At 40.0% G+C, this 15,722-nt stretch carries 16 protein-coding genes; 7 read left to right on the top strand and 9 right to left on the bottom strand.

The genetic code is table 11. The features are described 5' to 3' along the window. Positions 1-537 precede the first annotated feature (537 nt). From BWX39_RS05260 to BWX39_RS05270, 3 genes are read right to left on the bottom strand one after another with little or no spacing between them, the layout of a single operon-like run. Positions 538-831 carry a hypothetical protein gene (locus BWX39_RS05260; RefSeq protein WP_028906140.1) on the bottom strand — a complete coding sequence of 98 codons (294 nt, stop codon included), beginning with the start codon at positions 829-831 and terminating at the stop codon, positions 538-540. Between the two features lie 7 nt (positions 832-838). Further along, a complete protein-coding gene (locus tag BWX39_RS05265) occupies positions 839-1,192 on the bottom strand; it encodes a phage holin family protein (RefSeq protein WP_028906141.1) in 354 nt (117 codons plus the stop codon). A 9-nt stretch (positions 1,193-1,201) separates the two neighbouring features. Then, positions 1,202-1,417, bottom strand: a complete 216-nt coding sequence (locus tag BWX39_RS05270; RefSeq protein WP_014710032.1) for a YtxH domain-containing protein — start codon at positions 1,415-1,417, stop codon at positions 1,202-1,204. Positions 1,418-1,647: 230 nt separating this feature from the next. Between BWX39_RS05270 and BWX39_RS05275 the strand changes: the two genes are divergently transcribed. The 5 genes from BWX39_RS05275 to thrS all read left to right on the top strand — a co-directional run bounded on the left by BWX39_RS05275 (position 1,648) and on the right by thrS (position 5,955). Then, positions 1,648-2,148, top strand: coding sequence for an SPOR domain-containing protein (locus BWX39_RS05275; protein ID WP_028906142.1), 501 nt, complete (start codon positions 1,648-1,650; stop codon positions 2,146-2,148). Then, a complete protein-coding gene (gene ruvX, locus BWX39_RS05280) occupies positions 2,148-2,567 on the top strand; it encodes a Holliday junction resolvase RuvX (RefSeq protein WP_028906143.1) in 420 nt (139 codons plus the stop codon). Before BWX39_RS05275 ends, ruvX begins: the two co-directional genes overlap by 1 nt. A 56-nt stretch (positions 2,568-2,623) precedes the next feature. Beyond that, on the top strand, positions 2,624-3,187 hold the full coding sequence (def, locus tag BWX39_RS05285) for a peptide deformylase (RefSeq protein WP_014710035.1): 564 nt from the start codon (positions 2,624-2,626) through the stop codon (positions 3,185-3,187). A 3-nt stretch (positions 3,188-3,190) separates the two neighbouring features. After that, positions 3,191-3,853 (top strand): tetratricopeptide repeat protein, encoded by a 663-nt coding sequence (locus tag BWX39_RS05290; protein ID WP_028906144.1) that lies wholly within the window; start codon positions 3,191-3,193, stop codon positions 3,851-3,853. Positions 3,854-4,005: 152 nt separating this feature from the next. Beyond that, on the top strand, positions 4,006-5,955 hold the full coding sequence (thrS, locus tag BWX39_RS05295; RefSeq protein ID WP_014710037.1) for a threonine--tRNA ligase: 1,950 nt from the start codon (positions 4,006-4,008) through the stop codon (positions 5,953-5,955). A 323-nt stretch (positions 5,956-6,278) separates the two neighbouring features. Here thrS and BWX39_RS05300 read toward each other — a convergent pair whose 3' ends face one another. Next, a complete protein-coding gene (locus tag BWX39_RS05300) occupies positions 6,279-7,148 on the bottom strand; it encodes a hypothetical protein (RefSeq protein WP_036860828.1) in 870 nt (289 codons plus the stop codon). Between the two features lie 474 nt (positions 7,149-7,622). Between BWX39_RS05300 and BWX39_RS05310 the strand changes: the two genes are divergently transcribed. Continuing rightward, a complete protein-coding gene (locus BWX39_RS05310) occupies positions 7,623-8,084 on the top strand; it encodes an HU family DNA-binding protein (protein ID WP_028906147.1) in 462 nt (153 codons plus the stop codon). Positions 8,085-8,261: 177 nt separating this feature from the next. Continuing rightward, entirely contained in the window at positions 8,262-9,440 is a 1,179-nt protein-coding gene (locus BWX39_RS05315) for an MBL fold metallo-hydrolase (RefSeq protein WP_028906148.1), read from the top strand. A 102-nt stretch (positions 9,441-9,542) separates the two neighbouring features. Here the strand turns inward: BWX39_RS05315 and BWX39_RS05320 are convergent, their stop codons facing one another. The 5 genes from BWX39_RS05320 to BWX39_RS05340 form a co-directional block, all read right to left on the bottom strand. Beyond that, positions 9,543-10,052: a hypothetical protein gene (locus tag BWX39_RS05320; RefSeq protein ID WP_244271454.1), complete on the bottom strand. Its 510-nt coding sequence runs from the start codon at positions 10,050-10,052 to the stop codon at positions 9,543-9,545. A 14-nt stretch (positions 10,053-10,066) separates the two neighbouring features. Beyond that, a complete protein-coding gene (locus tag BWX39_RS05325; RefSeq protein WP_028906150.1) occupies positions 10,067-12,583 on the bottom strand; it encodes a transglycosylase domain-containing protein in 2,517 nt (838 codons plus the stop codon). Positions 12,584-12,645: 62 nt separating this feature from the next. Next, positions 12,646-13,545: a tRNA (adenosine(37)-N6)-dimethylallyltransferase MiaA gene (gene miaA / locus BWX39_RS05330; protein WP_028906151.1), complete on the bottom strand. Its 900-nt coding sequence runs from the start codon at positions 13,543-13,545 to the stop codon at positions 12,646-12,648. Between the two features lie 6 nt (positions 13,546-13,551). Next, the gene (gene lpxA / locus BWX39_RS05335; RefSeq protein WP_028906152.1) at positions 13,552-14,322 is read right to left on the bottom strand and encodes an acyl-ACP--UDP-N-acetylglucosamine O-acyltransferase; all 771 of its coding nucleotides are present in this window, start codon (positions 14,320-14,322) and stop codon (positions 13,552-13,554) included. 8 nt (positions 14,323-14,330) lie between these two features. Beyond that, positions 14,331-15,719, bottom strand: a complete 1,389-nt coding sequence (locus BWX39_RS05340; RefSeq protein ID WP_004363166.1) for a bifunctional UDP-3-O-[3-hydroxymyristoyl] N-acetylglucosamine deacetylase/3-hydroxyacyl-ACP dehydratase — start codon at positions 15,717-15,719, stop codon at positions 14,331-14,333. Positions 15,720-15,722: the final 3 nt, after the last annotated feature.

Consider the following 15,722-nt stretch of genomic DNA (forward strand, 5'->3'; position numbering starts at 1 on the left):
TGCTATTAGTCTCTTGCTTTATTAAGTTTTTAGAATTATTTCTTGACAATATTATTCGATAGCAAATGGTAAGTGTTGCTGTTTTTGCGCTAAAGCAAAACTCTATTTTAATGAATACATAGATGATGAATAAAGTATAGCTTTTTATGAATGAAACAGCTGCAAGGTTGTAAATATTTTTCACAAGACTGCCTATTGTTTAACCACTTCATTATCAAGGCTTTGTAAAACATATTGTTTTGCAATCCAAAAGCGGCTGTTTTGCACGGTAAAAGCGTAGGTTTTGCATCGCAAAACAGCCGCTTTCGCAACGTCAAAGTGCAGTTATCACTTTTTAAGAGAATTATCTTTACAAAATCAAAGAAGTTTTCAACAATTGTTTTGGGTAAGAAAAAGGAAACCAACAGTTTTAATAAGTATCGCTAACCTTATTTTTTAAGTTCTTCAAAAACATAAATGCCGAACTGTTATTGCAACAATTCGGCATTTTATTGTTAATCTTTAAAATCGTTGAGGAACGTTTTTAGGTATATTCTCCTACTTCTTTCCTCTTTTCTTCCCGAAGAAACTAAATAGGCTTGGCTTGCCATTAATGCGTCTGTAAAGCTTCCAACCCAAGATAACTGCGTCGGCAACACCCACGCCAGTAGCCATTAAGCCCGAAATTCTTTTCGTTGGAGCAGACGATTTCTGTGGTTTATGGAACACGCTGTCCCATAAAGTCGAAACCTGTTTGCTCTCTTTTGTAATGTCGGTGAGCAATTGTGCCTTCCGCAAACGTATCTGGCTCAAAGTCCTGTATACAGCTTCGTTGTTTGAATTATGATGCATAGGGCATTTACTTTGCCATTAATAGATGTGCCAAAAACTTAACGAGTGGTCGCTGGATAAGCTGATGGCGGAATAAAACAATCAAGATGAGCAGTAGCAGATACACTCCTCCAACTATGAGAAAGGCGCAAGCTAACGAGCCTACCAATGGTTGCAACGCATAAGCAGCAGCGAACGAGAAGTAGATTGCAGTCAATGATAACAAGCCAACTATCGCTGTTAAAATGGCAATAGCTGTAAACAAGCGCACCACCTTTTCTATTACATCAAGCTTTACATATTCTGTTTGAAGCCCTATGTAACGTTTCAGTCGCTCTATGAGCTGTGCAAGCGTCTCTACATTATTATCGTTCGAGAACATACTTATGGTTTAGAGTACGTCAGATGCAGCGTCCTTGATGTCTTCTACAAACTCTTCTGCTTCTTTTCGGCTAAGTTTTATATCGTGTTTCTTGCAGAAATCGTCTACTGCATCAGAGATTTTTGTACGTGTATCAGCACCTTTTTCAGGAGCCATCAATATTCCTAATGCTGCACCTGCGATTGCGCCTCCGAGAAATGCGCCAATATAACCTAATGTTTTCATAATTAATCAATGTTTATAGTTGAACATATATTTTTATCAAAGGCAAATATAACATTTTTTTTTGACTTATAGCAGATATTGGCACTTATTTTGTGTTAATTTTTTTGTAAATAGTTTATTTAACAAACTTTAGTTGGCAGAATAAGTTTAGTTTGCAGCTAAATTAGTAATTTCGCAAAGTTTAATTTTTGAAATCAAAAAGAATATTGTCAAACAAAAACGGAAAGAATATGAAAAAATTGATGATTTTTGGCGCAGCTATCTGTGTTGCGATGGCTTTTACAGGTTGTAAATCAAGCGAAAGTGCATACAAGAAGGCTTACGAGAAAGCTAAGGCACAAGAGCGTACTGGCTATACAACCGATGGAACTGCAAATGGGTCATCAGATGTACCTACGGTTGCTCCAGTTGAAATACAGCCAACAATAGACACAAGTGTTGAAGACAACTACGACAACGTAGCGGTTCGCCAGGAAAGCGTATCGGTTGTAAATGGTGCAGGTTTGAAGTCTTACAGCGTAGTTGTTGGTTCGTTCGGTGTTAGAGCTAACGCTTACAACTTCCAAGAGCGTTTGAAGAATACTGGCTACGATGCACAGGTGGCTTTCAATAGTGGCAATAGTATGTACCGCGTTGTAGCAGCTACATTCGATAGCAAGGCTTCAGCTGTTCAGAGTCGTAATCAGTTGCGTTCTCAATATCCTGACGCTTGGTTGCTTTATGCTAGGTAATGAGCAGAATTTTATCTGTTGATTACGGAAAGAAAAGAACAGGTTTAGCAGTTACCGACCCATTGCAGATTATTGCAAATGGATTGGTAACTGTTGCTACATCTAAACTGTTCGATTTCCTTAAAGATTATATAAGTAAAGAGGAAGTTGAACTTATAGTTGTCGGTCGTCCGTTGCAACTGAATGGACAACCGAGCGAAAACTTGGCAAGAGTAGAGCAATTTGTCAATCGTTGGAGAAAGGCGATGCCTGAAGTTCCGATAGAATATTACGACGAGCGTTTTACTTCCGTACTTGCTCAGCAAGCAATTATAGCTGGTGGAGTGAAGAAAAAGACACGCAGAGAGGATAAAGGGCTTGTAGACGAGGTGTCTGCTACCATTATTTTGCAAGACTATATGCGGTCGAAAGGTTTGTGATTAGGTATTGATATGGATTTTGAAATATACCTAATATATAATAGAAGAAAATAAAAATGATATTACCAATATATACTTTAGGTCAGCCAGTGCTTCGTAAAGTGGCTGAAGATATTCCTTTGGATTACCCCGATTTGCAGCAGCTGATAGCCGATATGTTTGAAACATGTGCTGCCAGCGATGGCATTGGTTTGGCTGCTCCTCAAATAGGCAAGGCCATTCGTGTTGTTGTAATCGATTTAGATGTTATCTCGGAGCATTTTCCAGAGTACAAAGGCTTCCGTCACGCTTTCATAAACGGACATATATTAGAGTTCGACGATACAGAAACCGAAACAATGGAAGAGGGCTGTCTGTCGTTGCCAGGGATACACGAGAACGTTACTCGTCCCACTCGCATTCATGTGAAGTATTTGGACGAAGAACTCAAAGAACACGACGAATGGATAGATGGCTATTTGGCTCGTGTCATTCAGCACGAGTTCGACCATATAGAAGGTAAAGTGTTTACCGACCGTATTTCACCTTTCCGAAAGAAAATGATAACCAAAAAGATGAAAGCGTTGGCATCTGGGAATTTCAATTGTCATTATAAGGTGAAATCAGCTAACCGAAAATAATAAATGTTTCGGTGCTTCGTAATATCCATATTGGCTTTGTTTGCGCTGCCTTCCTTTGCTCAATACAATATTAAACGATTGATGGAGGAGGGGAGACGCTCGCTTGATAGTGGATATTACATTGCTTCTATGGAAATATTTCGGCGCATCGTGGCTCTGAAACCGAATCTTTACGAAGCTTGGTATTTAATGGCACTGTCCAAATACCACCTTGAAGATTATAAAGGAGCTGACGATGATTGCCAAAAAGCACTGCAACTGCAACCTTATATAGCCGATATTTACGACCTTTACGGTATGGTTTGTATTCGCGAAGAAAAGTACGACAGTGCTATTGTTGCCTATACAAGAGCATTGGAAATCGACCGCGACAATCAGGAGTTTTGGTTTAATCGGGCGTACAGCCTGTATATGACGGGGAACAACAAGGAAGCCACATCGCAATTGGCGTTTATTCTTAAACGATGGCCGCACTTTTCTGCAGCACAATCTCTGCTCGGTGAAGTGAAAAGTGGGCGTAAGCCAACTAAAAAATCTATTCAACGTTCGAAGAACGATAATCTGAAGCTCCACTCATTGAATAAAGGCTCGTGGCTAATGCAGCGCGTACAGGAAGAAAACGAACAGAAACAAAAGCAGAAAGAAATAAAGATGAAACTGAATTAATGGTTTCATCTTTTTTCATTTATATGCTACTTGTTCCTCTATTATTGTTTTATAATACGAAAAAATGAGATAAACTTGAGGGATATTGCTCCATTTTCGTTAAAAAGTTGTACCTTTGTTCCCATATTGATTTATAAAAACTAATTTGTATTATGGTTAAAATCACTTTCCCAGATGGTTCTGTTCGTGAGTATGAACAGGGCGTAACTGGACTTCAAATCGCAGAGAGCATTTCACCGGCTCTTGCTCGCAACGTTGTATCTTGCGGGGTTAATGGTGTAACAACTGAGTTAAACCGTCCTATTAACGAGGACGCAACCATAGCTTTGTATAAGTTTGAGGACGAAGAAGGAAAGCATACGTTCTGGCATTCTTCAGCTCACTTGCTTGCAGAGGCATTGAAAGAACTCTATCCTGGTATTCAATTTGGCTTCGGCCCTGCACTCGAAAATGGCTTCTTCTACGATGTGCAAACCGCTGACGGACAAGTTATATCAGAAAACGACTTCCCAAAGATTGAGCAGAAAATGCTCGAATTGGCAAAGAAAGACTCTAAAATAGTTCGCCGTGATGTTGCAAAGGCAGATGCAGTAAAGGAATTTACTGCCGATGGACAAGAATATAAGGTTGAGCACATCGTTGAAGACCTTGAAGATGGTACTATTTCAACTTATTCACAAGGCAATTTCACCGACCTTTGCCGCGGTCCTCACCTTATGTCTACGGGCGCAATTAAAGCCGTTAAGCTTACAAGTGTGGCTGGTGCCTTCTGGCGTGGCGATGCAAAGAGCGACCAGCTGACACGTATTTACGGTATAACCTTCCCTAAGAAGAAGATGCTCGACGAGTATCTCGTAATGTTGGAAGAGGCAAAGAAGCGCGACCATCGCAAGATAGGTAAGGAAATGGAACTCTTTATGTTCTCGGAACGAGTTGGAAAGGGACTTCCTATCTGGTTGCCGAAGGGCACACAACTTCGTCTCCGCTTACAAGAGGTGCTCCGTAAGTTGCAACGTCCATACAATTATCAAGAAGTTATCACCCCTGGAATTGGTGGAAAGAACCTTTATGTTACGTCTGGGCACTATGCTCACTACGGTAAGGACGCATTCCAGCCCATTCAAACTCCTGAAGAAGGCGAGGAATATATGCTCAAACCGATGAACTGCCCTCACCATTGTGAAATTTTTGCACATAAGCCACGCTCTTACAAAGACCTTCCGCTGCGTATTGCAGAGTTCGGAACAGTGTTCCGTTACGAGAAAAGTGGCGAATTACACGGCTTAACTCGCGTTCGTACCTTTACACAAGACGATGCTCACCTCTTCGTACGTCCCGAACAAGTAAAGAAAGAGTTTGAAGATGTTATTGACATCATTCAGAAAGTGTTTGTAACATTTGGCTTCGACAACTACGAAGCACAGATTTCGCTCCGTGACCCTGCCAATAAAGAAAAGTATATCGGTTCTGATGAGATATGGGAAGAAAGCGAACGTGCTATCAAGGAAGCGTGTGAGGAGAAAGGACTTAAAGCAAAGGTTGAGATTGGCGAAGCTGCTTTCTACGGTCCGAAGCTTGACTTTATGGTGAAAGACGCTATCGGACGTCGTTGGCAGTTGGGTACAATTCAAGTAGACTACAATTTGCCAAACCGATTTAAACTGGAATATACGGCAGAAGACAATACGAAGCAGACACCTGTGATGATTCACCGTGCACCATTCGGTTCGTTAGAGCGTTTCACAGCTGTGCTCATTGAACACACTGCAGGACATTTCCCGTTGTGGCTGACACCCGACCAAGTTGCTATCCTTCCTATTTCAGAGAAGTATAACGAATATGCGCAAGAAGTTCAGCAGTTCTTCGATGCCAACGGTGTGCGTGCTTTGTTAGATGACCGCAACGAAAAGATTGGTCGTAAAATCCGCGACAACGAGTTGAAACGTATTCCTTATATGGTAATTGTTGGTGAAAAAGAAATGGCAGATGACTTGGTTTCTATGCGCCAACAAGGTGGTGGCGAACAAGCTATAATGAGTAAGGAAGATTTTGTACAGCGCATTCAGAACGAAGTTGCTGAACAGCTGAAGAACTTAGACTAATCTTTTGCGACCTAATATAATAGGTGCAAAACAATTAGAAGTAAACATAAATATCTAATCGAGGTACAAACTCTCAAAGACTTTATTGATTAATCAATACTGTTTTTAAGAGTTTGTATCTCGATTTTTTATATTGCACTGAAATGCTACATACTGCAAATACTTGATAAAAAAGTCAATATTTTTCAAAAGATTACATAATGCTTAACTCGTTCGCTATCAGCATCTATCTGCCAAGGCGGCTTTCGCATATTCACGAAATACCCCACGAGTGAGGTTCTTGCACCTTGCCCGTGGGGTAATGAAAGCATTATGTGGCTCCTTTATTTCTTCACAGTCTTCTTTCCGTCTACAATGTAGATACCAGCAGGCAGACTCTCGAACTTGCCGTTGATGCGGATACCGTCCAATGTGTATATGCCGTGCTTCTTTGCGGCTGTGTCGGTAGCAGCAGAGTTGATACCACTGGCACCTTTACTGATTACAACCCAATCGGTCAGCACGTTTCTGTCTGAATCGTAAAGATAGAAGTAAGGATATTCGTATTCTTCAATTTCTTCCCAATACGTTCCTGCAGGTGAAGTAATGGCGCAATCGGTGAAGGTAGGTATTCTGTCCCATACCCAAGCGATGCTGCCCTTGTGGTTGCTATTGCTCTTGCTGCCGCCTTTGGCGCGCACGTTGCAGTTGTCGAATGTCCAATAGCCGCCATACAAACCATTACTTCCGCCGCTGGCTTCCACGCTGCAGTCTCTTATTGTGATAGTACCTTGATTGAAAACAGCCTTGTTATATTTGTCATCGCTTGCTGTTGACGACCCTGTCAGCGTGAGTTTGCCGTCGCCTACAATAGAAATATCCTTATCCATATTCCATATACCAACTTTCTTGTCCGAAGTAATGGCGTTTTCGTTGGTAACGCGAATAATCAGACCGTCGATTCTGTTTTCAAGTCCGTGCGCCGAAGTGGCGTGTATGGTTGCGCCATCGAGGGTCAGTTTCTTTGATTCGTTGTCGTACTTCGCATTACCCGTTACACCCTTTATCACGCTCAGGTCGTTACAGTTTTCAGAAGTTACCGCCACGCCTGCAATCTTAAGGCCGTACACCTCCTGTGCCATTCCTTGCTGTGGCATTGCGATGAATAACGCAGCAATTGCTGCATACATACTTTTAGATAGATTGTTTTTCATTGTTCTACGTGCCTCTCCTTACACCCTCCTGCAAGAGGGAACACCTTACCGAGGCGGGGGCGTTAGGTTAAGTTTATGTATTCGCTTGCAAATGTAGTCCTTTTTCTCGAAAATTGCAAGAGATAGCGAAAGAAAGTGCCTGTCAGACAATATCATTTAAGGCTAACGACAAGAAAAAGAAGCATCACTTTTTCGAGTGCGTGAGATATGTTGTAAAACCATTTTCAGAACCACTTGAAAAGATGATACCGACCGACCGTTTGAAAGATACCGAGAAAACGTTCAAAAGATACCGAGCAATCTTCAAATCGCTCGGTATGTTTTTCTTGATTGCTCGGTATCTTTTTTTCGTTCACTCGGTATGTTTTTGTAAAAAATTAATTACCTTTGCACTATTAATATGAAAAACAGACTTCCGCAAGCGAAATCCTCCGACTTCGGAAGACATAATAAAGGAGGAAATACTATGAAATTATGGCTAATAAACCATTACAGTTTGTTCTTATGGAACGAAAAATGAACGTTGGTCCTCATGCAGGAAAAATCGTTCAAGTAGCCCATCCTACGGGCAGGCATCGTGTAGACTTCCGCAATTTTTGCGACCGTGTGGCAAAGTCCACCACGTTCAACCGTCAGGAAGTACAAGCCGTATTGAACTATGCTACGGAAATTGCCAAAGACATTGTGTCTAACGGCGACATCGTAGAGTTTGGCGACTTGGGAACACTTAACCCTTCGTTTAAGAGTAAAGTCGTGCCCAAAGGCGAAACTTTCAACGTGCAGAAGCACATCGAAAAGCCCGTTCTTCGTCTGTCGCCCTCGCGCAAGTACTTTACACTTACCGATGTGAGCTACGAACAAACAACCGCCAAGCCCAAGAAAGGCAAGAAGCCAAACACGGGCGGTGGAGAAAGCGGGGAAAACGAACATCCGTAAATTTATTTTAGTGCTGGAGCAACTGTCTGTGAATGGCGGTTGCTCCGCTTATCTTTTTCATCACAGATTATAAACCTAACAACCTTTTAGCCGATGAAGTAAGGTTATCTCAATGCATCATATCAGCCGTACTTTTAAAGTAATGGAGGTTAAAAAATAAAAACATAAATAAGACCTATGATTTTTAGAAGAACATTTTATCCTGTAGGACAGGGCGCATTTTACATAGAAGAGTTTGAACTATCATATAGTTCAACGTTCACTATAGTTTACGATTGTGGCTCAACAACTCTTGAACCAAAAGATTTTGAAGCGAAGATTGAATTTTCCTTTCGAGAGAGACAAGATTATGTTCGAAAATGGCCCTATCAGATTGATATTCTTTTTATTTCTCATTTCCATGCTGATCATATTAATGGAATAAAATATTTGAAAAAACATTGCAATATCAAAAAAGTTGTTATTCCACTAATTGATGATGAAGAAAAAGCAATATTAAAAGTTTCAAACTATATAGAAGATAAACAAAAACTTCATGAAGAACTGATAAATAATCCAGAAGCTTTTTTTGGAGAAAATACTTCTATCATAAGAATCGATACAGAATATAATCCAGAAAATCAAAGACCTTTTGATATTTCAGAAATAAATGATAATCGTACTTTACCAAGTGGAACCATTCTTGTACATAAAGAAAAAAAACATATTGATTTTGATTGGGTCTTCATTCCGTTTAATTACAAACAGAAAGAACGAATAGAGGAGTTTAAATCGGTAATAGCTGAGATAAATAAAGAGCGAAATAAAGATTGTAAAAAAAATCTTTCTCTTGCAGAAATGAATAATATAGATTATATTAAAGAGAACAAGAAAGATTTAATTAAAGCATACAGAAAAGTTAAAGGAGATCTTAATGGAAACTCAATGGTGTTATACTCAGGTCCTCGAAAGTATAATAGAAATAATTGTTATCTTACCCCTTATAACCTAAGGAATGCTTATTGTTTAAATCCTCATTGTTTCGCACCTCGTCGTTTGCGAAGCGGTTGTTTGTACACAGGAGATATCAATCTAAATGAAGATAACATTGTTAAAGATATAAATGAAAAATTAGATAAAGTTTCTCAGTTTATAGGCACCCTACAAATTCCACACCATGGCTCTTGGTATAGTTTTAATGAGTCTATTTTAAAAATAAATGAACTTTCTTGCGTAATCTTCTCATTTGGTACAAAAAACAGATATGGTCATCCAGCATTTCTTGTCCTTGAAAGTATAGTAAGAAATAGGGTTTTTCCTTATTTTGTTACTGAGAGGGGAAATGATATAGTTGTACAAGAGGGATTTTTTTTATGAAGAAATATAGTAATTAACTAAGACATATATTTTACAAATCGCAATAGAATAAAACTCGGTCGGCAGATTTGCCGACCGAATTTATATATTCTTATTCGAAAACTATTGCTTGCTGTTGTAATTCTTAATCATATCCGAATTCAGGTGGCTGAGTACTATTTGCATACTTCCTTTGCTGAATGCAAGTCGGTAGAGTCCGCCTTGCTTATCTTTCCGCTTGTAAGTGTAGGCGTATTCTTTTACTTTCCAGCAAGTATCTTGTAGGGCAGCCTGCTCAACTCTTTCGTAAAACGCTTGCGACGGAATGGTATCGAAACTTAATATGGCTGAATAGTTGCCACCTGCTACAGTCTCTTCGTCGAGTGCAAGACTGACAGAGTCGGGAATGATAGGTTGTTGTTTCAGAATCTTATATTTCGGAAAACGTATGCTCGTAATAGCCGACAGGTCGATATTCAACGTCGTGTCGTTTACGATGGGAGCAAATACAGAAGCTGCTACCGTATCTTTCGGCGATGGCGACGGAGTTGCGTTGTTGTTGCATGAGGCAAAACCAAAAACTCCTGCCAATGCAACACACAGTACAGCGTAAAACGTTCGTTTGTTCAACATTCCTTTCATCGTCTTTATACTTCAAGCGGCTCTATGCGTGGTTTTGGAACGGGGATAGGAGCATTTGAAGGTTGCTTGGGTTTATTGTTCTCCTCATTCTCGCGAGGACGAGGAGGAGCTATCCTGTCTTCTATATTCCTGTTCACAGCACCTTCTGCATCTTGTTCGTTTTCATCGGGCAAATCCTCTTGTTCATTTCTGTAATAGAGATGCAGGCTATCGGGCTCTCGTGTCGGTTGAGCCGCCGATTGGCAATTATACATTGTAGGGTCTATATCCTTTTCAGGATTGGGCAGCCACTTTGCGTGATATTTTTGGAAAGCTTTGTCGCGCATTAAATCGTAAATGAAGTTACCGCACATTGGGAGTGCCGTCTTGGAACCTTGCCCTAAAGCACCTGTTCGGAAGTGAATGCTACGATATTCGCCGCCTACCCATGCACCGACAACAAGTTTCGGGCTTACTGCTATGAACCAAGCATCGGAATGATTGTTGGAAGTACCTGTCTTTCCGCCCCAATCGGTGTCGCCAAATGTGTATTGATTTAATGTGCGACTAGTTCCGCCTGGTTCAGTAAGACCGCCTTTTAGCAATTGCTGCACGAAGAAAGCACTTTGATAAGACAGCACTTGTTTGTTGTCTGGTTTTGCAACATACACTTCGTTGCCACGCTGGTCGAGTATCTTTGTAACCACAATCGGGTCGCAATGTTCACCATCGTTTGCAACCGTACAGTATGCGTTCACCATTTCAAGCAAGTTTACATCGCTCGAACCTAAAGCCAACGAAGGTTCGTTTTCGAGCGGACTCTTTATGCCCATGTCTTGAGCAGTGCGAATAATGTTCTTTATGCCCATCTCTTGTCCCAAACGGACAGCTATTGTATTGATACTTCGAGCGAAGCCTGCTTTTAATGTTATAGAGTCGCCCGAGTAGTTGCCATTGGCATTGCGTGGCGTCCAAGTTTTCAATATTCCGGTCTTCTTGTCGGGCACCTGCATGCTGATGTATTCATCTCTGCGCTTATCGCATGGTGCCAAGCCTTGATTCATTGCTTCGGAATAGACAAAGAGCTTAAAAGTGGAACCTGGCTGACGTTGCGCTGTAACCTTATCGTATTTCCACGTTCTGAAGTCTATATCGCCAACCCATGCCCGCACCGCACCTGTTTCAGGCTCCATGACAACCATTGAACAGTGCATGAACTTTACCATATAACGAATGGAATCCATCGACGACATTTCCTTTTCGATCACACCTTTATCGTAATCGAAGAGTTTCACCTTGTGAGGCTTGTTGATGTAGTACAATACGCTGTCTGGTTGGTTAGGGTATTTCTGTACCAAGTTCTTATAAAATGGTTGGCGTTCTGCAATTCTTTCTATAAAGCCTGGCACTAAGTTGCCATTCTCGTCGCGCCATGGGTCTTGTCCGCGCCAATGTCTGTCGAAATCCTGTTGGATTTTACGCATCTGTTTCTTTGCAGCGTCTTCTGCATATTGCTGCATGCGAGTATCAATTGTCGTGTAGATTTTCAAACCACTGCTATAAAGGTCGTAGTCGTTGTCTTTTATCCAATCCTTCAGATAATCGGCAACGTATTCGCGGAAGTATTGTGCTCTACCGTCATAATTTTCTTCTACGTGGACGTCAAGTTTCAAAGGCTTCTTTGAATACTTATCGTATTCATCCTTTGTTAAATGCCCATGCGTTACCATATTATATAATACGGTGTTACGCCTACCAAGAGAATTTGAAGGATTTGAAATCGGATTATAGTAAGTTGTCGCCTTCAACATTCCGACCAACGTTGCAACTTGTTCGGTAGTAAGTTGGCGGGGAGTAGTGTTGAAATAAGTTCTTGCAGCTGTCTTTATTCCATACGAATTGTTTCCGAAATCAACTGTATTGGCATACATTGTCAGGATTTCATTCTTGGAGTAAATAAATTCTATTTTATATGCTATAATCCATTCCTTGGCTTTGACGATAAGCATTCGCAAGCCTGGGATTTTGCCCAGTAATCCAGAATATTCCTTATTTCTAATACGGAACATATTTTTAGCAAGCTGCTGCGTTATGGTAGAGGCACCACGAGCACCATCGCGCGTTACAGCATCTTTTACAGCACCACCGATTCCCATAAAGTCTACTCCATGGTGGCTGTAAAATCTTTCATCTTCAGTACTTATCAAAGCTTTCCAAAACGTTGGATTTACATCTTCATACTTCACTGGTATGCGGTTCTCCTTAAAATATTTGCCAATTAAAACAGAGTCAGCACTATATATTTCTGAAGCAGCATAGGTTGGTGGGGTCTTGATTTCTGCAAAACCAGGAGACTTGCCGAAAAGCCACAAGAAATTCATATCAACCATACCAAAGAAGAGAAAGACTGACACAAAGAATGATACAATACCCAATGACAACTTTGTGTACCATGCCCGCCCTTTATACAGCTTAATATACCATGGGAAGAAATTAAAAATTCCCTTTATAATGTTTTTGAATAATCTGATTATACTTTTCATTTAGAAGTAGTTTATATAGGTCGTCTTATCCTAACAAGATTACAAAAATAGTAAAATGTTTTTTAGAACAGATAACTATCAATGTGTTTTAATATTTCTTTAGTTTCATTTGGGTGAAACCAACGAATATTCTCATCTCTTTTGAACCAAGTCAGCTGCTTACGTGCATATTTCCTTGTGTTGCTTTGTATCTTAAAAATAGCTTCGTAAAGAGTAGTTAAGCCATCAAGATATTCAAACAATTCTTTATAGCCTACAGTGTTCAAAGCATTTAAGTTTCGGTAATCATACATACGCAAAGCCTCACCTATCATTCCCGAAGCAATCATATCTTCTGTGCGTGCGTTAATCCGTTCGTATAATTCTTCACGCGAGCGATTTAATCCTATTTTTATTATATTAAATGGACGTTCTTGATTTTTATTAGTACGGTATGATGTGTATGTTCTTCCTGTTTGAATGCACACTTCAAGTGCATGGAGAACTCTGCGAGGATTTTTCTTATCTACAATTTCCCAATGAGTGGGGTCTAATTCCTTTAATAATTCGCAAAGTTTTTCTAATCCTTCTTTTTCAAGTCTTTGCATTAAAGTTTGTCGTACCTCGTCATCAATGGTTGGTATATCGTCTATACCATTGCAAACAGCATCAATATACATCATCGAACCACCAGACAAGATGTACGAAGATGTTGGATTTGCTTTTAACAAACTTAAAACTTCTTGTTCATAAAGGCTTGCTGAGTAATACTCGCTGATACTTTTACAAGCAACAAAATGGTGCTTTACGCGAATCAGCTGCTCCTTGGTAGGAGCAGCTGTACCTATGGGTAACTCTTTGTATATCTGTCTTGAATCAGCATTGATAATTTCTAAACCATAATGCTGTGCAATATCAAGTGTTAAAGCTGTTTTACCAACACCTGTTGGACCTGTCAATACGATAAGAGTTTGTATATTCAATGCTATTTACTTAATAATTCCTCTTGATGAAGCTTGGACAAATTCAATGATATGTTGGATTTCTTCTGTCATTGGTAAAGTTTCTTTTATCTTTTGGATATTTTCTTCGCGAGTACCTTCGCCATATAACAAACGATAAGCATTATGAATTTGGTCTATTTGTTCATTGGTAAATCCTTTGCGTCTTAGCCCAATGATATTAATACCTGCATATCGGATAGGCTCTTTGCCTGCAATAATATAAGGAGGAATGTCTTGAGAAAAACGACTTCCGCCTTGAATCATTACATTACAACCAATGTTACAGAACTGGTGGCAAAGAACGGAAGCAGAGATAATAGCATAATCCTCTACCTTAACTTCTCCTGCCAGCTTTGTTGAATTGCCGATAATGATATTTGAACCGACAATACAGTCATGGGCAATGTGCATGCTTTCCATAAAAAGATTGTTGCTGCCCACAATCGTTGTCCCCTTTGAAGCTGTACCACGCGAAATAGTTACGTTTTCACGTATAGAATTATTGTCGCCAATTTCGCAGAGACTTTCTTCACCACGAAATTTCAAATCTTGTGGTTTGGTAGAAATACTTGCTCCAGGGAAAAACTCGTTTCCATTGCCAATTCGTGCACCAGTGTGTATTGTAACACTATTCAGTAGTTTGTTGTTATCGCCAATTACGGTATTATCGTCAATATAACAAAATGGACCTATAATATTATTGTCGCCTATCTTTGCATTTGGATGTACGAATGCCAAAGGACTAATAGTATTCATAATTTTATTTATTTGTTTTTTACTATTTGTGCAGTGAATGTAGCTTCTGCTACAACATTGTCGCCTACAAACATATAACCTTGCATTGAACTGATGCCATGACGTACAGGGCTTAAAAGTTCGACACGGAACAACAGAGTATCGCCAGGAACAACTTTCTGACGGAACTTTACATTATCTATCTTTAAGAAATAGGTAGACCATCTTTCAGGCTCTTCTACTTGTGAAAGTACCAATAATCCGCCACACTGTGCCATAGCTTCTATCTGAAGAACACCTGGCATTACAGGCTCTTGTGGGAAATGTCCTTGAAAAAATGGCTCGTTAGCAGTAATATTCTTAACACCAACTATTGTTGTTGCTCCCATCGCTACTACTTTATCAACAAGTTGCATTGGATAACGATGGGGGAGAAGCTCGCGAATTCGGATATTATCCATTAACGGTTCATCGTTTGGGTCGTAAATAGGAGCTTGAATTTCGTGTTTGCGAATATCTTTACGAATCATTCTTGCAAACTTATTGTTTACGGTGTGGCCAGGTCGGGTTGCAACAATACGCCCTTTGATAGGTTTTCCTATTAAAGCCACATCGCCAATAATATCCAATAACTTATGTCTTGTACACTCATTATCCCAAATAAGAGGCTTGTTTTGTATATAGCCAATACTTGTAGCGTCCATATGTGGCACCTTAAGCAGGTCAGCCAATTGGTCAAGAGTGGGTTGGTCTACTTGTTTCTCATAAATAACAATCGCATTGTCGAGGTCTCCACCTTTTATAAGATTAGCTTGCAACAAAGGCATAATATCCCTAACAAATACAAAGGTTCGGGCAGGAGAAATCTCGTCAGCGAATTTATCAATATCGTCAAGTGTTGCAAATTGACTGCTAATGAACTTAGACTCAAAGGAACACATTGCTGTTATAGAGAACTGCTCATCAGGTAGGATTGTAATAATGCTACCACTTTCGTCCTTATACTCCATCTTTTTTCTAATGATGTAATAATCTTTTGGAGCATTTTGGTCTACGATACCTATTTCTCTAATCTTTTCAACGTACATTGCTGCTGAGCCATCAAGAATAGGAAATTCTGGACCGTTAATTTGAATTAAACAATTGTCTATTCCCATTGCATATAGAGCTGCCATACCGTGTTCGATAGTACTGACACGGGCTTCTCCTTTCGCTATTACCGTACCACGTTGGGTATCAATAACATTTTCTGCAATAGCATCAATGATGGGCTGTCCCTCCAAATCAATTCGTTGAATCTTGTATCCTGTATTATCTGGAGCTGGATTAAAAGTAACAGTAAGGCTTAATCCTGTGTGTAAACCTTTTCCAAAGAGGGAAAAGCTTCCCTTCAGTGTTTTCTGTTTTGTTGTTTCCATATA

It is taken from the genome of Prevotella intermedia ATCC 25611 = DSM 20706 (assembly GCF_001953955.1).
GTDB classification, from domain to species: domain Bacteria; phylum Bacteroidota; class Bacteroidia; order Bacteroidales; family Bacteroidaceae; genus Prevotella; species Prevotella intermedia.